The organism is Luteimonas composti (assembly GCF_042678665.1).
Taxonomy (GTDB): Bacteria; Pseudomonadota; Gammaproteobacteria; order Xanthomonadales; family Xanthomonadaceae; genus Luteimonas; species Luteimonas composti.
Window position 1 is genome coordinate 385,436 of the sequence record NZ_JBHTKU010000004.1, and the last position, 17,811, is coordinate 403,246.

Annotated in this window: 19 protein-coding genes and 1 tRNA gene; 11 read left to right on the top strand and 9 right to left on the bottom strand. The window is 71.0% G+C overall.

Annotated features, from left to right (window positions below; all coding sequences use genetic code 11):
* Positions 1 to 78: 78 nt before the first annotated feature.
* Positions 79 to 633, bottom strand: coding sequence for a DUF3228 family protein (locus ACFQ2D_RS13815; RefSeq protein ID WP_280942537.1), 555 nt, complete (start codon positions 631 to 633; stop codon positions 79 to 81).
* 145 nt (positions 634 to 778) lie between these two features.
* Here ACFQ2D_RS13815 and metF point away from each other — a divergent pair, with 145 nt between their 5' ends.
* From metF to ACFQ2D_RS13830, 3 genes are all read left to right on the top strand, one after another.
* Positions 779 to 1,603: a methylenetetrahydrofolate reductase [NAD(P)H] gene (gene metF / locus ACFQ2D_RS13820; protein WP_280942536.1), complete on the top strand. Its 825-nt coding sequence runs from the start codon at positions 779 to 781 to the stop codon at positions 1,601 to 1,603.
* A 94-nt stretch (positions 1,604 to 1,697) separates the two neighbouring features.
* Positions 1,698 to 2,333, top strand: coding sequence for a hypothetical protein (locus tag ACFQ2D_RS13825; protein ID WP_280942535.1), 636 nt, complete (start codon positions 1,698 to 1,700; stop codon positions 2,331 to 2,333).
* A gap of 108 nt (positions 2,334 to 2,441) precedes the next feature.
* The gene (locus ACFQ2D_RS13830; protein WP_280942534.1) at positions 2,442 to 3,353 is read left to right on the top strand and encodes a branched-chain amino acid transaminase; all 912 of its coding nucleotides are present in this window, start codon (positions 2,442 to 2,444) and stop codon (positions 3,351 to 3,353) included.
* A 40-nt stretch (positions 3,354 to 3,393) separates the two neighbouring features.
* Here the strand turns inward: ACFQ2D_RS13830 and ACFQ2D_RS13835 are convergent, their stop codons facing one another.
* From ACFQ2D_RS13835 to ACFQ2D_RS13865, 7 genes are all read right to left on the bottom strand, one after another.
* Positions 3,394 to 4,158, bottom strand: coding sequence for a protein-L-isoaspartate(D-aspartate) O-methyltransferase (locus ACFQ2D_RS13835; RefSeq protein WP_280942533.1), 765 nt, complete (start codon positions 4,156 to 4,158; stop codon positions 3,394 to 3,396).
* A gap of 61 nt (positions 4,159 to 4,219) precedes the next feature.
* Positions 4,220 to 5,581, bottom strand: coding sequence for a sensor histidine kinase (locus tag ACFQ2D_RS13840; protein WP_280942532.1), 1,362 nt, complete (start codon positions 5,579 to 5,581; stop codon positions 4,220 to 4,222).
* On the bottom strand, positions 5,568 to 6,251 hold the full coding sequence (locus ACFQ2D_RS13845; RefSeq protein WP_280942531.1) for a response regulator transcription factor: 684 nt from the start codon (positions 6,249 to 6,251) through the stop codon (positions 5,568 to 5,570). The genes ACFQ2D_RS13840 and ACFQ2D_RS13845 overlap by 14 nt, the downstream gene beginning before the upstream one ends.
* A gap of 1 nt (position 6,252) precedes the next feature.
* Complete coding sequence (locus ACFQ2D_RS13850; RefSeq protein ID WP_280942530.1) at positions 6,253 to 6,723, bottom strand: hypothetical protein; 471 nt, start codon at positions 6,721 to 6,723, stop codon at positions 6,253 to 6,255.
* A 290-nt stretch (positions 6,724 to 7,013) separates the two neighbouring features.
* Positions 7,014 to 7,958, bottom strand: coding sequence for a 30S ribosomal protein S6--L-glutamate ligase (gene rimK, locus ACFQ2D_RS13855; RefSeq protein ID WP_280942529.1), 945 nt, complete (start codon positions 7,956 to 7,958; stop codon positions 7,014 to 7,016).
* A gap of 60 nt (positions 7,959 to 8,018) precedes the next feature.
* Positions 8,019 to 8,092 (bottom strand) — tRNA-Gly (locus ACFQ2D_RS13860).
* A gap of 75 nt (positions 8,093 to 8,167) precedes the next feature.
* Positions 8,168 to 9,973 (bottom strand): autotransporter domain-containing protein, encoded by a 1,806-nt coding sequence (locus tag ACFQ2D_RS13865; protein ID WP_386795698.1) that lies wholly within the window; start codon positions 9,971 to 9,973, stop codon positions 8,168 to 8,170.
* Between the two features lie 183 nt (positions 9,974 to 10,156).
* Here ACFQ2D_RS13865 and thiS point away from each other — a divergent pair, with 183 nt between their 5' ends.
* The 4 genes from thiS (at position 10,157) to ACFQ2D_RS13885 (ending at position 14,257) form a co-directional block, all read left to right on the top strand.
* Complete coding sequence (gene thiS, locus ACFQ2D_RS13870) at positions 10,157 to 10,357, top strand: sulfur carrier protein ThiS (protein WP_280942527.1); 201 nt, start codon at positions 10,157 to 10,159, stop codon at positions 10,355 to 10,357.
* Between the two features lie 384 nt (positions 10,358 to 10,741).
* Positions 10,742 to 11,539 carry a thiazole synthase gene (locus ACFQ2D_RS13875; protein ID WP_280942526.1) on the top strand — a complete coding sequence of 266 codons (798 nt, stop codon included), beginning with the start codon at positions 10,742 to 10,744 and terminating at the stop codon, positions 11,537 to 11,539.
* A 2-nt stretch (positions 11,540 to 11,541) separates the two neighbouring features.
* A complete protein-coding gene (gene trmB, locus ACFQ2D_RS13880) occupies positions 11,542 to 12,318 on the top strand; it encodes a tRNA (guanosine(46)-N7)-methyltransferase TrmB (protein ID WP_280942525.1) in 777 nt (258 codons plus the stop codon).
* 100 nt (positions 12,319 to 12,418) lie between these two features.
* Positions 12,419 to 14,257 (top strand): SLC13 family permease, encoded by a 1,839-nt coding sequence (locus tag ACFQ2D_RS13885; RefSeq protein ID WP_280942524.1) that lies wholly within the window; start codon positions 12,419 to 12,421, stop codon positions 14,255 to 14,257.
* Between the two features lie 5 nt (positions 14,258 to 14,262).
* On the opposite strand, the gene ACFQ2D_RS13890 is transcribed toward ACFQ2D_RS13885, so the two are convergent.
* Positions 14,263 to 14,610 carry a Rieske (2Fe-2S) protein gene (locus ACFQ2D_RS13890; RefSeq protein ID WP_280942523.1) on the bottom strand — a complete coding sequence of 116 codons (348 nt, stop codon included), beginning with the start codon at positions 14,608 to 14,610 and terminating at the stop codon, positions 14,263 to 14,265.
* Positions 14,611 to 14,691: 81 nt separating this feature from the next.
* On the opposite strand from ACFQ2D_RS13890, the gene ACFQ2D_RS13895 reads away from it, so the two are divergent.
* The 4 genes from ACFQ2D_RS13895 (at position 14,692) to ACFQ2D_RS13910 (ending at position 17,611) form a co-directional block, all read left to right on the top strand.
* Positions 14,692 to 14,982, top strand: coding sequence for a hypothetical protein (locus tag ACFQ2D_RS13895; protein WP_280942522.1), 291 nt, complete (start codon positions 14,692 to 14,694; stop codon positions 14,980 to 14,982).
* A gap of 6 nt (positions 14,983 to 14,988) precedes the next feature.
* Entirely contained in the window at positions 14,989 to 15,702 is a 714-nt protein-coding gene (locus ACFQ2D_RS13900) for a fumarylacetoacetate hydrolase family protein (protein WP_280942521.1), read from the top strand.
* Between the two features lie 50 nt (positions 15,703 to 15,752).
* Positions 15,753 to 16,163 carry a large-conductance mechanosensitive channel protein MscL gene (gene mscL / locus ACFQ2D_RS13905; protein ID WP_280942520.1) on the top strand — a complete coding sequence of 137 codons (411 nt, stop codon included), beginning with the start codon at positions 15,753 to 15,755 and terminating at the stop codon, positions 16,161 to 16,163.
* A gap of 71 nt (positions 16,164 to 16,234) precedes the next feature.
* Positions 16,235 to 17,611, top strand: a complete 1,377-nt coding sequence (locus tag ACFQ2D_RS13910; RefSeq protein ID WP_280942519.1) for a M28 family peptidase — start codon at positions 16,235 to 16,237, stop codon at positions 17,609 to 17,611.
* Positions 17,612 to 17,811: the final 200 nt, after the last annotated feature.

The window sequence follows — 17,811 nt, forward strand, 5'->3', positions numbered from 1 at the left end:
AACCGTGCGCGTCGCGTGATCGCCAGTCAGCTTCGTGGAGATGCGGCGCGCGCGCCCGGTGCGCGGCGCGCTCCCGCGTCAGCGCCAGTTGGCGTTGCGCTCCCAGAACTCGACGCTGCGCCGGTAGGCCTCGCGGTCGATCGGCACGCCCGAGCCGCCCTCCGCCACGCCGAGCGCGTTTCGCATCATCGTGATCGGCGCCATCGGGATCTCGTCGGGTTCGGCGGTGTACAGGCAACCGACGACGCCCCAGTCGCCATCGATCGGCGAGCCTTCCTTCTCCAGCTGCGCGGCGCTGTAGAGGATCGGGACCAGGTAGTTGGCCACCGGCGGTTCCACGCCCTCGAACCAGCGCACCAGCACCGGCAGTTCGGCGCGGTTGCGCGCCTCGTAGGCCGAGCGCAGCAGGTGGCGGTTGTCGTCGGTGACGGGCACCGTCAGGCAGCGCGTGCTGGTCCAGTTGCGGTGCACGTGCAGCCGGCAGAACGGCGCGTAGCCCTCGACGACCTTCAGCGGCGGCTCCTCGTTGAGGCGACGCTCGAACGCCTCGGGACTGCAGTCCTGGATGGTGTTGGGCCGCGGCTCGCGGGGAAACAGGCGGGGCCTGGCGAAGGGCGTGAGGACGATGCGCATCTGGAACGGCGGGAGCGGACGGGACGGCAGCTTAGCCCGGGCCGGGCGCCAACACGGCCAGCGGTCGTTCCGCCGCCGGCATCGATCTTCTCTTTCATCGCGATATAGAGATACAATCGCCCCGACCTCGCCCGGGCCGCGTCGCATGACCCCGATCAGCTTCGAGTTCTACCCGCCCAAGACCGACGAGCAGCGCAGCCAGCTCGACCGCACGGTGCGCAGGCTCAAGGAGCACGCCCCCGAGTACGTGTCGTGCACCTTCGGTGCCGGCGGCTCGACGCTCAGCTACACCGCCGACACCGTGCAGTCGCTGCTGCAGGCCCACGGCCTGGACGCGGCACCGCACCTGTCCTGCGTGGGCGGCACGCGCGAGGAAATCGCCGGACTGCTGGCCAGGTACCGCGACCTCGGCTGCCGCCGCATCGTGGCGCTGCGCGGGGACCTGCCCTCGGGCATGGGCCAGCCCGGCGACCTGCGCTACGCATCGGACCTGATCGCCTTCATCCGGGAACTGCACGGCGACCATTTCCATGTCGAAGTGGGCGCCTACCCCGAGACGCATCCCCAGGCCGAAGACGCGCTCGCCGACCTGCGCCACTTCAAGGCCAAGGTCGATGCCGGTGCGGATGCGGCGATCACCCAGTATTTCTACAACGCCGACGCGTACTTCCACTTCGTCGACGCGGTGCGCGCGCTCGGCGTCGAGGTGCCGATCGTGCCGGGCATCATGCCCATCTCGAACTTCTCCCAGCTGAGGCGTTTCTCCGAGCAGTGCGGCGCGGAGATCCCGCGCTGGATCGGCCGCAAGATGCAGGCGCTGGGCGACGATGCCGAGGCGATCCGCGAGTTCGGCGCCGACGTGGTCGCGCGCCTGTGCGAGCGCCTGGTCGCGGGCGGCGCGCCCGCCCTGCACTTCTACACGCTCAACCTCGCCCGCCCCACGCAGGCGGTGCTGTCACGCATGCAGTGAGTCCGGGCGTCGGTGCGCCGCGGTCTCCCGCGTCCCGCTGAACGCGCGACGCAGTGCCCTTCCCGCGCGCCGGCGCCGGCGCTAGGCTGGCGCGATGCGTTCCGTGCTGCTGGCCTGCTGCATCCTGCTGTCCCTGCCCCCGGCAGGCGAGGCGCAGGCGCAGATCCGCCGCTGCGTCACCGAGGACGGCGGCCACGTCTATACCGACCGCCAGTGCAAGGACCTGGGCGCCAGCGAGCGCGCGCCGCGCCAGAGCATGGTGCAGCAGGGCGGCCGCCTGATCCGGCGCGACTGCAGCCGCAACCTGCAGGACCTGGTGCACGAGCTGACCGCGGCGATCGACAACCGCGACGTCAACCGGCTGGCCGGCATCTATCACTGGCCCGGCACCTCGACCCGCAGCGCCAACGCGATCATGGGCCGCCTCGACGGCATCGTGAACCGCCCCCTGGTCGGCATCCTGCCGGTGCAGCCCGCGCCGCCGACCATGCCGGTGGCCGCCTCGCGCAGCACGCTGTCGTGGCGGACGCCCGGGCGCGACCCCGCCCACGCCGGCGCCGAGGATGACGCGCTGCCGCCAGCGGTGCTCGCCGCCGCGGGCCAGGCCTCCAGCGCGCGCCGGCCGCCCACGGCCCTGGTGGTCGAACAGTCGGTCAACGACCGGATCACGCCACTGCAGACGCTGTTCTCGCTGCGCCGCCACCTCGACTGCTGGTGGCTGAGTCTCTAGGCGCGTCGTCCGCCTGCGGCCGTTCCGGCCTCCCTCTTGCGGCATGCGATGCCCGGTGCCGGCCCGGGATCGGGCAGAATGATGGTTTCACCCGTATCGAGGCGTTCCATGCAGTACCCGCAATGGATCTGGCAAAACGGCGCGATCAAGCCGTGGGCCGAAGCGACCACCCACGTGATGTCCCACGCGCTGCACTACGGCTCGTCGGTGTTCGAGGGCATCCGCTGTTACGACACCGCCTCGGGGCCGGCGATCTTCCGCCTGACCGACCACAACCGGCGCCTGTACCTGTCGGCGAAGATCCACGAGATCGACATCCCCTACTCGCTCGACGAGATCAACGCCGCCTGCCGTGAGGTGATCGCCGCCAACGGCAACACCACCGACTACCTCCGCCCCGTCGCCTATCGCGGCCTGGGCGGCTTCGGCCTGTCGGCCGAGACCCCGGTCGACGTGGCCGTGGCGACCTGGAAGATGGGCAAGTACCTGGGCGACGAGGCGCTTTCGAGCGGCATCGACGCCTGCGTGTCGAGCTGGCAGCGCTTCGCGCCCAACACCATCCCGGCCGGGGCCAAGGCCGGCGGCAACTACCTCTCCGGCACCCTGGTGGCGCGCGAGGCGCGGCGCCTGGGCTTCGGCGAGGGCATCGCCCTGGCCTCCACCGGCCTGCTCAGCGAGGGCGCGGGCGAAAACCTGTTCCTGGTCTTCGACGGCGCGCTGCACACCACGCCGGTCAGCGCCGCCCTGCTCAACGGCATCACCCGCAATTCCATCATCACCCTGGCGCGCGACGCCGGCCTGCAGGTGATCGAGCGCGACCTGCCGCGCGAATACCTGTACCTGTGCGACGAGCTGTTCATGTGCGGCACGGCCGCCGAGATCACGCCGATCCGCTCGGTCGACGGCCGCCAGGTCGGCGCCGGCAAGGCCGGCCCGGTCACGCGCCGGATCCAGGAACTGTTCTTCGGCCTGTTCGACGGAAGCACGCCCGACCGCTACGGCTGGCTTGAGGCGGTGTGAGCCTCCGCGCCCGCCTTCCCATGCGATGGGGCGGCGGGCGTTATCTCCCGCCGCGGTCGCGATCGGCCGCGTCGCCGGTCAGCGGCACGAAACGCACCGGCGACACCACGCGCTCGACCAGGCTGCCGTCGGCGCGCTTTTCGATCACCCGCAGTTCCTGCACCGCATGCACAGGCCCGACCGGCACCACCATCCGCCCGCCGCGCGCCAGCTGTGCCAGCAGCGGCGGCGGGACGCGCTCGGGTGCCGCGGTGACCACGATGGCATCGAACGGCGCGTGCCCGGGCCAGCCGGCGTAGCCGTCGCCGTTGCGCACCGCCACCGTGTCGTAACCGAGTTCGCGCAGCACCCGCCCCGCGCGCTCGGCCAGCGGCGCCACGATCTCGATGCTGTACACCTCGGCGCCCAGTTCGGCCAGCACCGCGGCCTGGTAGCCCGAGCCGGTACCCACTTCCAGCACCCGCATGCCCGCGCGTGGGCGCGCCAGCTGCGTCATCAGCGCGACGATGTAGGGTTGCGAGATGGTCTGGCCATGCCCGATCGGAAGCGGCTGGTCCAGGTAAGCCTGCGCCGCGATGTTGGCGGGAACGAAGCGATGGCGCGGCACCCGACCCATGGCCGCGAGCACGCGCGCGTCATCGATGCCGCGGCCGGCGAGTTGCCGTTCGACCATATGGACGCGGGCCGCAGCCTCCCCGCCGCCGGCGACGGGCGGCGCCGCGCAGGCGGTCGCCTGGATGCACAGCAGGCCCGCGACCCATCCGCGCCAGCGGCCGAGCGCCCTGTCCGTTCCGGATTCCGCCATCGCCCGCCCCTCCCGTGCACGGCCTTCGGGCGCGATGCTACGCCCGCCGCGAGGGCGGGCGTCAGGGCGCAGCTGGCTCTGGCGCGAAGGTCAGCGTCGCGACCACGCCCTGCACGTCGCCGGGCACCACCCGCACGTTCCAGCCGTACAGCGCGCACAGGCGCCGCACGATCGACAGGCCGATGCCGCCACCCTGCGAGTGCTCGGCGTGGGTGCCGCGGTAGCCGCGCTCGAACAGGCGCGCCGCGTCCTCGGCGCTCAGGCCCGGCCCCGAATCGACCACGTCCACCGCGTTGCCGCGCAGGCGCACCACCACCTCGCCCTCGCGCGTGTATTTGACCGCGTTGCCGACCAGGTTGCCCAGGGCGACGGTGACCGCCGCTTCCGGCGCATCCACCACCACCTGGCCCGGCTCGCCCTCCACCCGCAGCTGCAGCGGCTTGCTGCCGAGCTGGCCGCGGTGCGCGTCGAACAGCTGTTCGGCCACCTTCGCCACGTCGGTGGCGCCGTGGCCGCGCTCGTTGCGCGAGAGCAGCAGCAGCGCGCTGATCAGGTCGGTGCACTGCTGCTCGGCGCGCTGGATGCGCAGCAGGCGGTCGCGGGTCTTGGCGTCGAGCTCGGGCCGCGAGAGCAGCAGTTCCACCGCGCCGCGGATCACCGCCAGCGGCGTGCGCAGTTCGTGGCTGACGTCGGCGTTGAATTCGCGGTCGCGCTGCACCACCTCGGTCAGGCGCACCGCGTAGTCGTCCAGCGCCTTGGCCAGTTCGCCGACCTCGTCGTCCGGAAAGTGCGGCGCAAGCGGCTGCGGCGACGTGCTGCCGCCACTGCGGCCGAGCCGCTTGGCCAGCTCAGACACCGGGCTCATCACCCGCGACGCCGACCACCAGCCGATCAGCAGCGAGAGCAGGGTGAACAGGATCACTGCACCGTACACCGCGCGCCGGAACTGCTCCTCGCCCTTCACCGCCTGGGTCATGTCGTGGGCCAGGAAGAACCAGGCTTCCGGCGTCTTGCGCACGGCCAGCTTGTACGCCATCGGCTCGCCGTTCTCGTCGGTGCCGCTGATGCCGTGGATGCCGTCTGGCAGGTCGTACCATTCGGGACGGTTGGTGCGCACCGATTCGAAGCGGTCGGGCGTATAGATGAACGCGCGGATCTGCGTGACCGGCGCGATCGGCGCCTGCGGGTTGATCGCGAACTGGCGCGCCGCCTCGTCGATGTTGCGGTTCATCACGTCTTCGACGAGCGCGTTCTCGACGCGGTTGCGCGCCTCCTGGGTCATGAACGCGAACAGTGCCGTCAGCCCGAGCCCGAGCAGCACGAACGACAGGATGATGCGGCTGCGCAGCCGCCGGCGGTAGCGTCGACCCCGTTGGCTGCTGCGGGCGCTCGGGCCGGATGCGGGGTCGTCAGGCTGCGCCATCGGGCGCGGCGATCCGGTAGCCGATGCCATGGCGGGTCTGGATCAGCGGCACGTCGAAGGGCTTGTCGATCACCGCGCGCAGGCCGTGGATGTGCACGCGCAGCGAATCCGAATCGGGCAACTCCTCGCCCCACACCCGGGTCTCCAGGTCCTGTCGCGTCACCACCGCCGGCGAGGCTTCCATCAGCGCCTGCAGGATCTTCAGCGCGGTGGGGTTGAGCTGCACCAGCTTGCCCTGCCGGCGCACCTCCAGCGTGTCGAGGTTGTACTCCAGGTCGCCCACGTCGAGCACCCGCGTCTGCACGCCCTTGCCGCGGCGCGACAGGGCATTCAGGCGCACCTCCACCTCCTGCAGGGCGAAGGGCTTGACCAGGTAGTCGTCGGCGCCGGAATCGAAGCCGGCCAGCTTGTTGTCCAGGCTGTCGCGGGCGGTGAGCATCAGCACCGGCGTCTGCTTGCGCGCGTCGTTGCGCAGCTTGCGGCAGACCTCCAGGCCATCCATGCCCGGCAGGTTGAGGTCGAGCACGATCGCATCGAAGTCGTGGACCACCGCCAGGTGCAGGCCGGTGACGCCATCGGCGGCGAAGTCGACGGTATGGCCGCGATCCTCCAGGTAGTCGCCGAGATTGGCCGCGATGTCCTGGTTGTCTTCGATGACGAGAATGCGCACGTTACGGTGATCCTTCCGGCCTCATGGTACGGTTGACGGTCCGGGCCCAGTCGCGCGCGCCCTCGCGCTCGCGCCGCTGTTCGGCCACGGTGATGCAGCGGTTCGTCGCGAACTTCGACCCGGTCTTGCGCTGGCGCGTGCAGACCACCCGGCTGTCTTCGGCGGCCTGCGTCAGGATCTGGTTGACCGCGGACTGATGGTTGTAGATCTCCACCTGCCGTTCGGCCGCACTGCCGGCCCCGGAGTTCCCGCCCAGGGCATGACCGATCGCCTCGAGGTGGCTCAACACCGCGGCACGGCCCTCGGTACTGATCTCGCCGTATTCACCCCCTTTGATCATTTCCGCTTCGATCTTGGCCTTCTGGGTCTGGAACGCGGCGTGGTCGGCGAACTCGATCTTGGTCTTGGCGAAGGTCGGTCCGGCCAACAATAGGGCAAGGGCAAAGGTCGGTAGAACACAACGAATGATCACCTGTTAACTCCTGAACGGGGTGAAGTAGGCCGCGTGCATGCGCGGATGCGGCGGTAGGCATCAGAGCATACAGAACGGTTAGTCGGTCTTGTTCTCAGCCCGGGAAGTATGGCGACGCCCCGTCAGGTCGGCGTCAACAACGCCCACAAAAGAGCCCAGACGATGCCATCGCCTGGGCCCAAAGGTGATGCCCCGATTACCGTAATCCTGGACTGCCCTTGGACAAGGAAACACGGGCAGGCGCGGAATCCGGTAGCCGGTAACGTAGTCCCGACGAGATTAAGCGTTCGTTAAATTCCGGTGAGCGGCGGACGGCGGCGGCGGCGGCGGGACGCCGCTGGTGCCCCGGGAGATCCGCAGGATTCGGCACCATTTACGACATGTTCGACGATATTGCGGGCGATATCGATACCGGTCGCTTCTTCGATCCCTTCCAGCCCCGGCGACGCGTTGACCTCCAGCAGCAGCGGACCCCGCCGCGAGCGGATCAGGTCGACGCCGGCCACCCCCAGCCCCACCGCCTGGGCGGCGCGCACCGCCACCGCCTGCTCGTCGGCACGGGCCTCGACCGCGGTGGCGGTGCCGCCGCGATGCAGGTTGGAGCGGAAGTCCCCCGCCGCGGCCTGCCGCCGCATGGCCGCCACCACGCGGTCGCCGACCACGAAGCAGCGCAGGTCCGCTCCCTCGGCCTCGGCGACGAACTCCTGGACCAGGAAGTTGGCGTAGAGCCCGCGCAGGGCCTCCACCACGCCGCGCGAGGCCGACAGCTTCTCGGTCAGCATCACGCCCGCCCCCTGGGTGCCCTCGTTGAGCTTGACCACGTGCGGCGGCGGCCCCAGCAGGGCCAGCAGGTCGGAGGTGTCGTCGGGGTTGTCGCCGAACACGGTCGCCGGCAGGCCGATGCCCTGCGCCGCCAGCAGCTGGTGGCAGGCGAGCTTGTCGCGCGCGCGCGCGATCGCCGCGGCGGGATTGGGCGTGTGGCTGCCCATCAGTTCGAACTGGCGCAGCACCGCGCAGCCGTAGCGGGTGATCGAGGCGCCGATGCGCGGGATCACCGCGCCGTAGCCGTCGATGGCGCGGCCCTTGTAGCGCATCGCGAACCCGTCGTCGCCGATGCGCATGTAGCAGCGCAGCGGGTCGAGCACCCGCACCGTGTGACCCGCCGCGCGCGCGGCCTCCACCAGCCGGCGCGTCGAGTACAGCTTGCCGTTGCGGGAGAGGATCGCGAGCTTCATCGGCGGCCTGCGAAGCGAAAAACGGCGGCACCACCGTATCGATGATGCCGCCGCCTGGATTGGAGCGGGTGATGGGAATCGAACCCACGCTAGCAGCTTGGGAAGCTGCAGTTCTACCATTGAACTACACCCGCGTGCGGCACCAGTCTATGCCCGCCGCACGCGGGCTGCAACGCGGGCACCGGCCTCGCCGGCACCCGCGCCCGGCGTCAGAAGCCGCCGCCGACCGTCGCGAACGCGGTGGTCTGCTTGCCGCCCTTCTCGCCCGCGTTCAGGCTCACGCCCAGGTTGGCATCCAGCCCGAACAGCGAGGTGCGCGCACCCAGCGTGAGCCGGGCGTAGGTGTCGTCGTAGGACAGCCCCGGCACCGCGTAGTCCATGCCGGTGCTGAGCGAGCGGGCGAAGGCCTCGGCGGCCGGATCCTCGAACTCGCGGTCGAGCGTCAGCCGCGCGTACGGTGCCAGCTGCGAGTGGATGGCGTAGCTGGCCTGCCAGCCGACGCTGCCGATCAGCGAGTCGTAGGACTGGTCGGGGAAGGCCAGCGCGCTCGACGAGGCCGCATCGCCTTCCGCGAAGCCGTCCACGTCGATGCGCTGCGCCACCAGGCCCAGCACCGGCCCGTGGCGGAGCGCGCCCTCGCCCAGGTCCCAGCCGGCGTGAAGCGCCGCGGTGACGTTGCTGCCGTCGGCCGAACCGTGGTGGACGCGCAGCACCGGCCCGACCGGCACCTGGCGGTCGATGTCGAAGTCCAGGCGGGTATAGCTCAGCTGCGCGTTGACCCAGGCGCCACCGTCCGCGTGCCAGCCGACGAACCCGCCCAGGGTGGCCTCGTCCTGGTCCCATTCGCCGCGGCGCTGCCCCCAGTCGTTGGCCTGTCGCCCGTAACCGGCGAACCCGCCATAGCTGAGGTTGCCGCGGGTCCAAGCGAGGCCGGCGGTCAGCGCGGGTCCGGCGCCGTCGTAGCTGTCGCCGTGGCCGTAGCGCTGGAAGTCGCCGCGCAGGTCGACCCACCAGCTGCGACCGTCCTGCTGCGGCGCCACCGACAGCTGCGCACCCACGCGCTCGGCACGGCCGCGCCCGGTCATCGCCGCCGAATGCGGCAGCACGGCGATCTGGCGCGGACCTTCGATCATCGCCACGGCGAGATCGGCGATCCCGCGATGCGCGGCCGAGGACGGATGCACGCCGTCGGCGAACAGATAGGTCGAGTCCGCGCCGGGCGCCGCGTACGTGGCGGGGCTGCAGGTGATCGACTGCGAGACGATCTGGGGCTGGCAGGCGGTCCCGGTGACGTTGGCGTATCCGTACTGCGCGGGCGCGGCGACCACTTCGCGCAGGAAGGTGAAGGTATCCAACGGAATCACGCGCAGGCCATTGGCCTGCAGCCCGCCGTACAGCGCGTTGTTGTAGGCGCTGGCGATCGCCGTGCCCTGGGCTGCCGCGGCGGGACCCTGCGCCAGGAAGGTGGGAGTCAGGCCGATGTCGGGGATGTTGGGCACCAGCACGTAACGCGCGCCGGCGGCCTGGAGGGCGCCGACAATGCCGACCTGCGCGGTCACGGCGCCCCCGATGATCTGCTGGGCCTGGCCCGGGTTCCCGGCGATCGAGAACAGGTCGTTGGGGCCGCCCCACACGGTGTACAGCGCATCCGGATCGGCCCGGCCGCCACTGGCCGACAGGTAGGCCGCGGCCTGGGTGGCAAGCGACGGGGTCAGCCCGAACGGCGGACCGACCCGGTCGGTCGCGACCATCGCGCCGCCCGCGGCGTAGTTGTCGCCGCTCTGGCCGTTTCCGTTGGGCGCGGCATTGGTGCCGTAATGCAGGGCCAGCCATTCGGCCCACACCAGGCCCGGATTGGTGGTGAAGCGCCCGAGGATGGCGGCCTGCGGGTTCTGCTGCACCAGCAGCGGACGGAAGTAGCCGGCGTCGGTCAGGCTGTCGCCGAAGAAGACGGTGCGGGAGAAGGTGTCGGCGGCCAGCGCGGGCGCGGTGGCCAGCGCCAGGGCGGCGGCCAGTGCCGCGAAGGCGGGGGTGGAACGTGACTTGGAACGGGGCATGCAGCGACTCCGGGCTCGAGGACGACGGCGGCCCCAATACGGGGCCGCACGGAAACAAGTGTCCGCGATGCCGGCGACGCGCTCACGCCGCACTGCGGCAAGCCGCGTGCGCCGCCGCGCCGGGCGGGCGACAATCCGACCATGGACATCGAACTCAACGGCGACGCCCTGACCGTCGCCGACTCAACCACCGTGCATTCCCTGCTCGAACAGCAGGGCCTCGCCGGCCGCCGTGTCGCGGTCGAGGTCAACGGCACTATCGTGCCCCGCAGCCGTCACGCCGAGCACCTGCTCCGCGAAGGCGACCGCGTCGAAATCGTCCACGCGCTCGGAGGGGGGTGACCCGGCGCGCATGCGATCCACGGGGTCGCGTGCCGGCGGGCGCCCGCACGCGGATGCGTGGGCCGCGTCCCGGAGCAACGCCGTCGCGCCATGGACGGCGCAACGGACCCTTCCGAAGCAGGGTCCCGATCTCCCTGTCGGCATCGGCTGCGTTCGCGAACGCACGCACAAAATGTGCAGGCCGGTCCGCCTCAGGGACGGCGCATCGATCCTTTCCAGAGCAACGGCCGACGGCCTGTCGCCTGCACCTCCGGGCGATGGCTGTCCCGCCTAGCGCCCGGGCACGCGAACGCGCCGCGTGAATCCGCCACCGATTTGAATCCCCGCTGCCCGCCGGCCCCGATCGGACCCGCACCGCCGCCGCCTTTGCGCGATAATCCGGCGATGACCACGCAGCCCACCTCCGAAGATACGCTCGTCATCGCCGGCAAGACCTACCGCTCCCGACTGCTCACCGGCACCGGCAAGTTCAAGGACCTCGACGAGACCCGCCGCGCCACCGAGGCCGCCGGCGCCGAGATCGTCACCGTCGCGATCCGCCGCACCAACATCGGCCAGGACCCCAACGAGCCCAACCTGCTCGACGTCCTGCCGCCCGACCGTTACACCATCCTGCCCAACACCGCCGGCTGCTACACCGCCGAGGACGCGGTGCGCACCTGCCGCCTGGCGCGCGAACTGCTCGACGGCCACAACCTCACCAAGCTCGAGGTGCTGGGCGACCAGAAGACGCTGTACCCGGACGTGGTGCAGACGCTGAAAGCCGCCGAGCAGCTGGTCGCCGACGGCTTCGAGGTGATGGTCTACACCAGCGACGACCCGATCCTGTGCAAGCGACTGGAGGAGATCGGCTGCGTGGCGGTGATGCCGCTGGCCGCGCCGATCGGTTCGGGCCTGGGCATCCAGAACCGCTACAACCTGGTCGAGATCATCGAGAACGCGAAGGTGCCGATCATCGTCGATGCCGGCGTGGGCACCGCCTCCGATGCCGCCATCGCGATGGAACTCGGCTGCCACGGCGTGCTGATGAACACCGCCATCGCCGGGGCGAAGGATCCGGTGCGCATGGCGCGGGCGATGAAGCTGGCGGTCGAGGCGGGGCGCGACGCCTTCCTCGCAGGCCGCATCCCGCGCAAGCGCTATGCCAGCGCGTCCTCGCCGGTGGACGGACTGATCGGCTGACGATGACCGATCCGTTTTCCAGCGACGGCGCCAAAGCCCCGCCCAAGCCGTTCACCGTCGTCGAGGGGCGCCGCGAGATCCGCAGCTTCGTGCTGCGCCAGGGCCGCTTCACCGAAGCGCAGCAGCGCGCGTTCGACGAGCAGTGGCCGCGCTACGGGCTGGACTACGCCGGCCAGCCGCGCAACCTCGACGCCGCGTTCGGACGCCGGGCGCCGCGCGTGCTGGAGATCGGCTTCGGCAACGGCGAGGCTCTGCGCCATGCCGCCCCGCGCGATCCGGGGCGCGACTTCATCGGCATCGAGGTGCACGCGCCGGGCGTGGGCCGCCTGCTCAACGCGCTGGCCGCGGACGGCACCCGCAACGTGCGCGTCTACCACCACGACGCGGTCGAGGTGCTCCAGCACGAGCTTGGCGAGGCCAGCCTCGACGAGGCGCGCATCTACTTCCCCGACCCCTGGCACAAGAAGCGCCACAACAAGCGCCGCCTGGTCCAGCCTGCCTTCGCGCGGCTGCTGGCGGGCAGGATCGCGCCGGGCGGGCGCTTGCACCTGGCCACCGACTGGCAGGACTATGCCGAGCAGATGTGGGACGTGCTCGACGCCACCCCCGGACTGGTCAACCGCGCAGGCCCGCGCGGCCACGTCCCGCGCCCGGACTGGCGACCGCAGACCCACTTCGAGACCCGCGGCCAGCGCCTGGGCCACGGTGTCTGGGACCTGCTCTACGACCGGGTCGAGGCCGATATCGACGCGTCCGCGCCCGCGGCGGGCGCGCCGTGAGCGCGGCTCCCGTGCTCCCGGGCCGCCTGCGCGCGCCGCTGCCGCCTGACCACGGACGCCGCCGCCCCAAGCCCCGCGCCATTCCGGACGCCAGGTCCTGATGGAACCCCAGCTCGCGCTCACGACGGACATGAAGATCGTGCTCGGGCTGGTCGGCCTGACCATGGTGCTGTTCGTGTTCCAGCGCGTGCGCGCCGACCTGGTGGCGCTGGTGGTGCTGGTGATGCTGGGCCTGACCGGGCTGGTGCAGCCGGAGGACCTGTTCAACGGCTTTTCGTCCAACGCGGTGATCAGCGTGATCGCCACGATGATCCTGGGCATGGGCCTGGACCGTACCGGCGCGCTCAACCGCCTGGCGGCGTGGCTGCTGCGGCGCGCGCGCGGCATGGAGGACCGGCTGCTGTTGCTGGTGTCCGGCATCGCCGGGCTCAATTCGTCGGTGATGCAGAACCCGTCGGTGATGGCGCTGTACCTGCCGGTGGTCTCGCGACTGTCCTCGCGCACCGGCATCGCGCTGTCGCGGCTGCTGTTGCCGGTGGGCGTGTCGATCGTGCTCGGCGGCACCCTGACCATGGTCGGCAACTCGCCGCTGATCCTGCTCAACGACCTGCTGGTGGCCACCAACGCCAACCTGCCCTCGGGCGCGGCCACGCTGGAGCCGTTGAACATGTTCGCGCCAGCGCCGATCGGCCTGTCGCTGCTGGCCGCCGGCCTGCTCTACTTCCGCTTCCAGGGCAAGCGCCGGTTGCGCGAGGAGGGCGACGCCAACGTCACCCCGGCGCGCACCGAGAGCTATTTCTCGCGTACCTACGGCATCGAGGGCGAGGTCCACGAGCTGATCGTCAGCGCCGACAGCCCGCTGGTGGGCATGACCTTCGGCGAGGCCGAGGCGCTGCACAACGCGCCGCTGCTGCTGGCCCTGCAGACCGGCAACGAGTCGCGGCTGGCGCCTCCGCCGGACGCGCGCATCTGGGTGGGCAGCGTGCTCGGCGCGATGGGTCCGCGCCAGCAGGTGGCCGACTTCGCGCAGAACCAGTTCCTGCGCATGAACTCGCGGCTGCGCAACTTCGCCGACCTGTTCAATCCCAGCCGCGCCGGCATCTCCGAGGCGGTGATCCCGCCGACCTCGAAGTTCATCGGCAAGAGCGCCGCCGAACTGCAGCTGCGCCGCCAGTACGGAATCAGCCTGCTGGCGATCAACCGCGACAAGACCGTGATCCGCGAGAACCTGCGCGACACGCCGCTGCGCGCCGGCGACATGCTGGTGCTCCACAGCATCTGGCAGGACCTGGCGCAGGCCGCCGGCAAGCGCGACTTCGTGATCGTCACCGACTATCCCAAGGGCGAGCAGCGGCCGCACAAGTTCCGCATCGCCATGGTGATCTTCGCCATCACCATGCTGATCGCGCTGTCCGGCCGGGTGCCGACCTCGATCGCGCTGATGACCGGCGTGGCCGGCATGCTGGTGTTCGGCGTGCTGAAGATGGACGAGGCCTATTCGGCGATCAGCTGGAAAACCGTGTTCCTGATGGCCTGCCTGATCCCGCTGGGCTGGGCGATGGACGGCAGTGGCGCGGCGGCCTGGGTGGCCGGCCACACCATCGAGCGGCTGCCCGGCGGCCTGCCCTCGTGGCTGCTGGAGTTCTGCGTGGCGGTGCTCACCGCCGCATTCTCGATGGTGATCAGCCACGTCGGCGCGACCATCGTGGTGGTGCCGATCGCGGTCAACCTGGCCCTGGCCACCGGCGGCAATCCCACCGCGTTCGCGCTGATCGTGGCGCTGTCGGCCTCCAACAACTTCGTCACCCAGTCCAACCCGGTGATGTCGATGATCACCGGCCCGGGCGGCTACCAGCCGCGGGAGCTGTGGAAGCTGGGTGTGCCGCTGTCGCTGATCTACACGCTGGTCGTGGTGCTGGCGGTGAACCTGCTGTTCTGAGCCACTCAGTCCGCGGTGCCCAGCTCCACCATGCCCTCGCGCACCGACAGCGCCACCGCGCGCAGCGCTTCGCCGCGGCAGGGCCCGGCCACGCATTCGCCACCGCGCAGTTCGAAGCTGGCCCCGTGCGCGGCGCAGACCAGCAGTCCCTCCCTGGACTTGAGGAACTGGCCCGGAGCCCAGTCGAGCCGTCGCCCCGCGTGCGGGCAGACATTGAGCCAGCCGCGGACTTCGCCGCCATCCCGATGGAGGACCAGCGACTCGGGTTCGCCATCCACCAGCGCCTCGACTTCGGCGAAGCCGCCGTCGGGAATGGCATCGAGCGCAAGCAGCGGGGCGGCTGGGATGGTCATCACGAAGGTTTAACGTTCCTGTTACAACTCGGGGGCGGTACCGCCCGATACTGGGCACCTTCCTATTGTCGCACCCCGCCGATGTCGTCAGTCCTGTTCCGCTCGCTCCACGCCCGCTTCGACGCCTCCGGCATGCGCGGGCTGTTCACGCCGCGCAAGCCGCGCAACCCGCTGCTGCGGGTGGCGCTGGGGCTGGTGGGCGTGGCGCTGCTGTGCGTGCTGCTGGTGGTCGGGCTGGTCGTGGGCGCGGGGATGCTTGCCTTCGGCCTGCTGCGCGGCGCGCTGCGGCCGCGCGCGGCGAAGTCGCGCGAGCGCACGCTCGACGCCGAGTATCGCGTGGTGTCCAAGCCCGGCCAGCCGGTCCTGCGCTGAAGCCCCATGCAGGACGTCATCGAGGCCCCTGCGATCCCGCGCATCGCGGTGCGCGGCGGCGGCAGCTTTCCGGTGCGACGGATCTACTGCGTGGGCCGCAACTTCGCCGACCATGCGCGCGAAATGGGCGCCAGCGCTCCGGCCTCGAAGGCCGAGCGGGGCACGCCCGTGTTCTTCCACAAGCCTGCCGATGCGGTGGTTACCGACGGCCACGTCGCCTACCCGCCCGGCACGCGCGACCTGCATCATGAAGTCGAGCTGGTCGTCGCGCTGGGCCGCGACGCCCCCGCCGGCGAGCTGCGCCTGGAAGACGCGCCGAAGCTCGTCTTCGGCTATGCGGTCGGGCTGGACCTGACCCGTCGCGACCTGCAGGCGGCCGCCAAGGCCAAGGGCTTGCCCTGGGACACGGGCAAGGGCTTCGACCAGTCCGCGCCGATCGGCGAGCTCGTGCCTGCCGCCGAGGTGGGCGAACTCGCGCCGCGTCGCCTGTCGCTCGAGGTCAACGGGCAGCTGCGCCAGCAGTCCACCCTGGAGCAGCTGATCTGGGACGTGCCCGAGATCCTGCACGAACTCTCGAAGCTCTACGCGCTGCGCGCCGGCGACCTCGTGTTCATGGGCACGCCCGCGGGCGTGTCCGCGCTGCGGCCGGGCGACGCCTGCGTGGCGCGGCTGGACGACGTGCTCGAACTACGTTGCCAGGTGCACGCGCCCTCGGCATAGTGGCCGCGCGCGACGCTGCCGTCGCCGGCGATAACGATTGAGGAGGCCCCATGGGCATGATCAGTGAGTTCCGGGAATTCGCGATGCGCGGCAATGTCATCGACCTCGCCGTGGGCGTGGTGATCGGCGGCGCGTTCGGCAAGATCGTCAGCTCGCTGGTGGACAACATCATCATGCCGCCGATCGGACTGCTGCTCGGCGGCGTGGACTTCAGCGACATCGCCTGGACGCTGCGCGCGGCCACGGTCGATGCCGCCGGCGAGGAAGTGCCGGCCGTGGTCATCGGCATCGGCGAATTCCTCAACACGCTGGTGCAGTTCGTGATCATCGCCTTCGCCATCTTCCTGCTGGTCAAGGCGATCAACCGCATCCACCGCAAGCCGCAGGCCGAGCCCGTGCCGGCCGCGCCTTCGGAAGAAGTGCTGCTGCTGCGCGAGATCCGCGACGCGCTGCGCAAGTAGGGGCGCGCCACGCCTGCATCCGGAGCCGCGGGCCTGCTAGGCTCGCGGCTTCGTCGTTTCCGGAGCCCGCGATGCGCCTGGCCAAGCTGCTGCTGTCCGCTTGTCTCGTTCCCGCCCTGGCGTTCGCCGACGATGCGGCCCTCGAGACCGCGGCCGCGCTGCGCGCGCAGGCGCTCGCCGACGACACTGCCTGGAACGTGGTGGAGTCGCTGACCACCGAAGTCGGGCCGCGCCTGGCCGGCAGCGAGGCGGACGCGCGCGCCGTGGCCTGGGCGCAGGCGAAGTTCGAAGAACTCGGCTACGACCGCGTCTGGATCGAACCGGTGACGTTTCCGAAGTGGGAGCGTCGCAGCGAATCGGCGCAGGTCCTCGGTGTCAACGCGCAGCCCCTGCTGGTGACCGCCCTGGGCGGCAGCCCCGGCGGCACGGTCGAGGCCGGGATCGTCCGCTTCGACAGCCTCGACGCGCTGAAGGCCGCGCCCGCCGGTTCGCTGGAGGGGAAGATCGCCTTCGTCGACTACCGCATGGAGCGGGCCCGCGACGGCAGCGGCTATTCGCACGGGAGCGCGGTGCGCGGCCGCGGCCCCTCCGAGGCCATCCGCAAGGGTGCGGTCGGCTTCCTGATGCGCTCGGCCGGCACCAGCGCGCATCGCGTCGCCAACACCGGCATCACCCGCTTCGACGAGGGCCTGTCGCCGGTGCCGTCCGCGGCGCTGTCGCTGCCCGACGCCGACCAGCTCGCGCGACTGCTGGCGCAGGGCCCGGTGCGCGTGCGCATCTCGCTGGACTGCGGCTGGGACGGCGAATACACCTCGCACAACGTCATCGGCGAGATCACCGGGCGCGAGGCACCGCAGGAGGTGGTACTGCTCGGCGCGCACCTCGATTCCTGGGACCTGGGCACCGGCGCCATCGACGATGCCTCCGGCATCGGCATCACCATGGCGGCGGGCCACCTGGTCCGGCAGCTGCCGCAGCGGCCGCGGCGCTCGATCCGCGTGGTGGCCTTCGCCAACGAGGAGCAGGGACTGCTGGGCGGCCGCGAGTACGCGCGCCGGCACGCCACCGACGTGGCCCGCCACGTCATCGCGGTGGAGAGCGACTTCGGCGCCGGCCGCATCTACGGTTTCAACACCAGCGGCGGCGAATCCGGTGCGGTGGCCCGCATCGCCGGGGCGCTGGCGCCGCTGGGGATCGCGCAGATGCCGGGCAAGGGCGGGCCGGGTCCGGACATCTCGCCGCTGGCCGCGATCGGCGGCGCCTGGGCCTGGCTGGGGCAGGACGGCTCGCGGTATTTCGACCTGCACCACAATGCCGACGACACGCTCGACAAGATCGATCCGGCCGACCTCGCGCAGAATGCCGCCGCCTATGCGGTGTTCGCGTGGCTGGCCGCCGAATCGGGCGCGGACTTCGGAAGCAAAGCGAAGGCGCCCGCCGCGGACTGAGCCGCCCGCGCAGGTGTGTGCCTGCGCGAGCGGCGCCTGACCGACTGACGGCCGCGACCGTCCGCCGCGAGCGAGCGGCAGCCCTGCTTTGCTGCGCACCCTCGTGCGACAGAGTCCGACGGTCCCACGCAGGTGCGCCACGTCGGGCCGGCACGTGGGCCGCAAGGGCAGCATCCCCTTCACCACCGTATCGCGTGCGG

What these genes read in the sequence shown, in the direction of transcription:
- ACFQ2D_RS13815 (WP_280942537.1), bottom strand. Translation starts at nt 633, where the DNA reads ATGCGCATCGTCCTCACGCCCTTCGCCAGGCCCCGCCTGTTTCCCCGC.
- metF (WP_280942536.1), top strand. Translation starts at nt 779, where the DNA reads ATGACCCCGATCAGCTTCGAGTTCTACCCGCCCAAGACCGACGAGCAG.
- ACFQ2D_RS13825 (WP_280942535.1), top strand. Translation starts at nt 1,698, where the DNA reads ATGCGTTCCGTGCTGCTGGCCTGCTGCATCCTGCTGTCCCTGCCCCCG.
- ACFQ2D_RS13830 (WP_280942534.1), top strand. Translation starts at nt 2,442, where the DNA reads ATGCAGTACCCGCAATGGATCTGGCAAAACGGCGCGATCAAGCCGTGG.
- ACFQ2D_RS13835 (WP_280942533.1), bottom strand. Translation starts at nt 4,158, where the DNA reads ATGGCGGAATCCGGAACGGACAGGGCGCTCGGCCGCTGGCGCGGATGG.
- ACFQ2D_RS13840 (WP_280942532.1), bottom strand. Translation starts at nt 5,581, where the DNA reads ATGGCGCAGCCTGACGACCCCGCATCCGGCCCGAGCGCCCGCAGCAGC.
- rimK (WP_280942529.1), bottom strand. Translation starts at nt 7,958, where the DNA reads ATGAAGCTCGCGATCCTCTCCCGCAACGGCAAGCTGTACTCGACGCGC.
- thiS (WP_280942527.1), top strand. Translation starts at nt 10,157, where the DNA reads ATGGACATCGAACTCAACGGCGACGCCCTGACCGTCGCCGACTCAACC.
- ACFQ2D_RS13875 (WP_280942526.1), top strand. Translation starts at nt 10,742, where the DNA reads ATGACCACGCAGCCCACCTCCGAAGATACGCTCGTCATCGCCGGCAAG.
- trmB (WP_280942525.1), top strand. Translation starts at nt 11,542, where the DNA reads ATGACCGATCCGTTTTCCAGCGACGGCGCCAAAGCCCCGCCCAAGCCG.
- ACFQ2D_RS13885 (WP_280942524.1), top strand. Translation starts at nt 12,419, where the DNA reads ATGGAACCCCAGCTCGCGCTCACGACGGACATGAAGATCGTGCTCGGG.
- ACFQ2D_RS13890 (WP_280942523.1), bottom strand. Translation starts at nt 14,610, where the DNA reads ATGACCATCCCAGCCGCCCCGCTGCTTGCGCTCGATGCCATTCCCGAC.
- ACFQ2D_RS13895 (WP_280942522.1), top strand. Translation starts at nt 14,692, where the DNA reads ATGTCGTCAGTCCTGTTCCGCTCGCTCCACGCCCGCTTCGACGCCTCC.
- ACFQ2D_RS13900 (WP_280942521.1), top strand. Translation starts at nt 14,989, where the DNA reads ATGCAGGACGTCATCGAGGCCCCTGCGATCCCGCGCATCGCGGTGCGC.
- mscL (WP_280942520.1), top strand. Translation starts at nt 15,753, where the DNA reads ATGGGCATGATCAGTGAGTTCCGGGAATTCGCGATGCGCGGCAATGTC.
- ACFQ2D_RS13910 (WP_280942519.1), top strand. Translation starts at nt 16,235, where the DNA reads ATGCGCCTGGCCAAGCTGCTGCTGTCCGCTTGTCTCGTTCCCGCCCTG.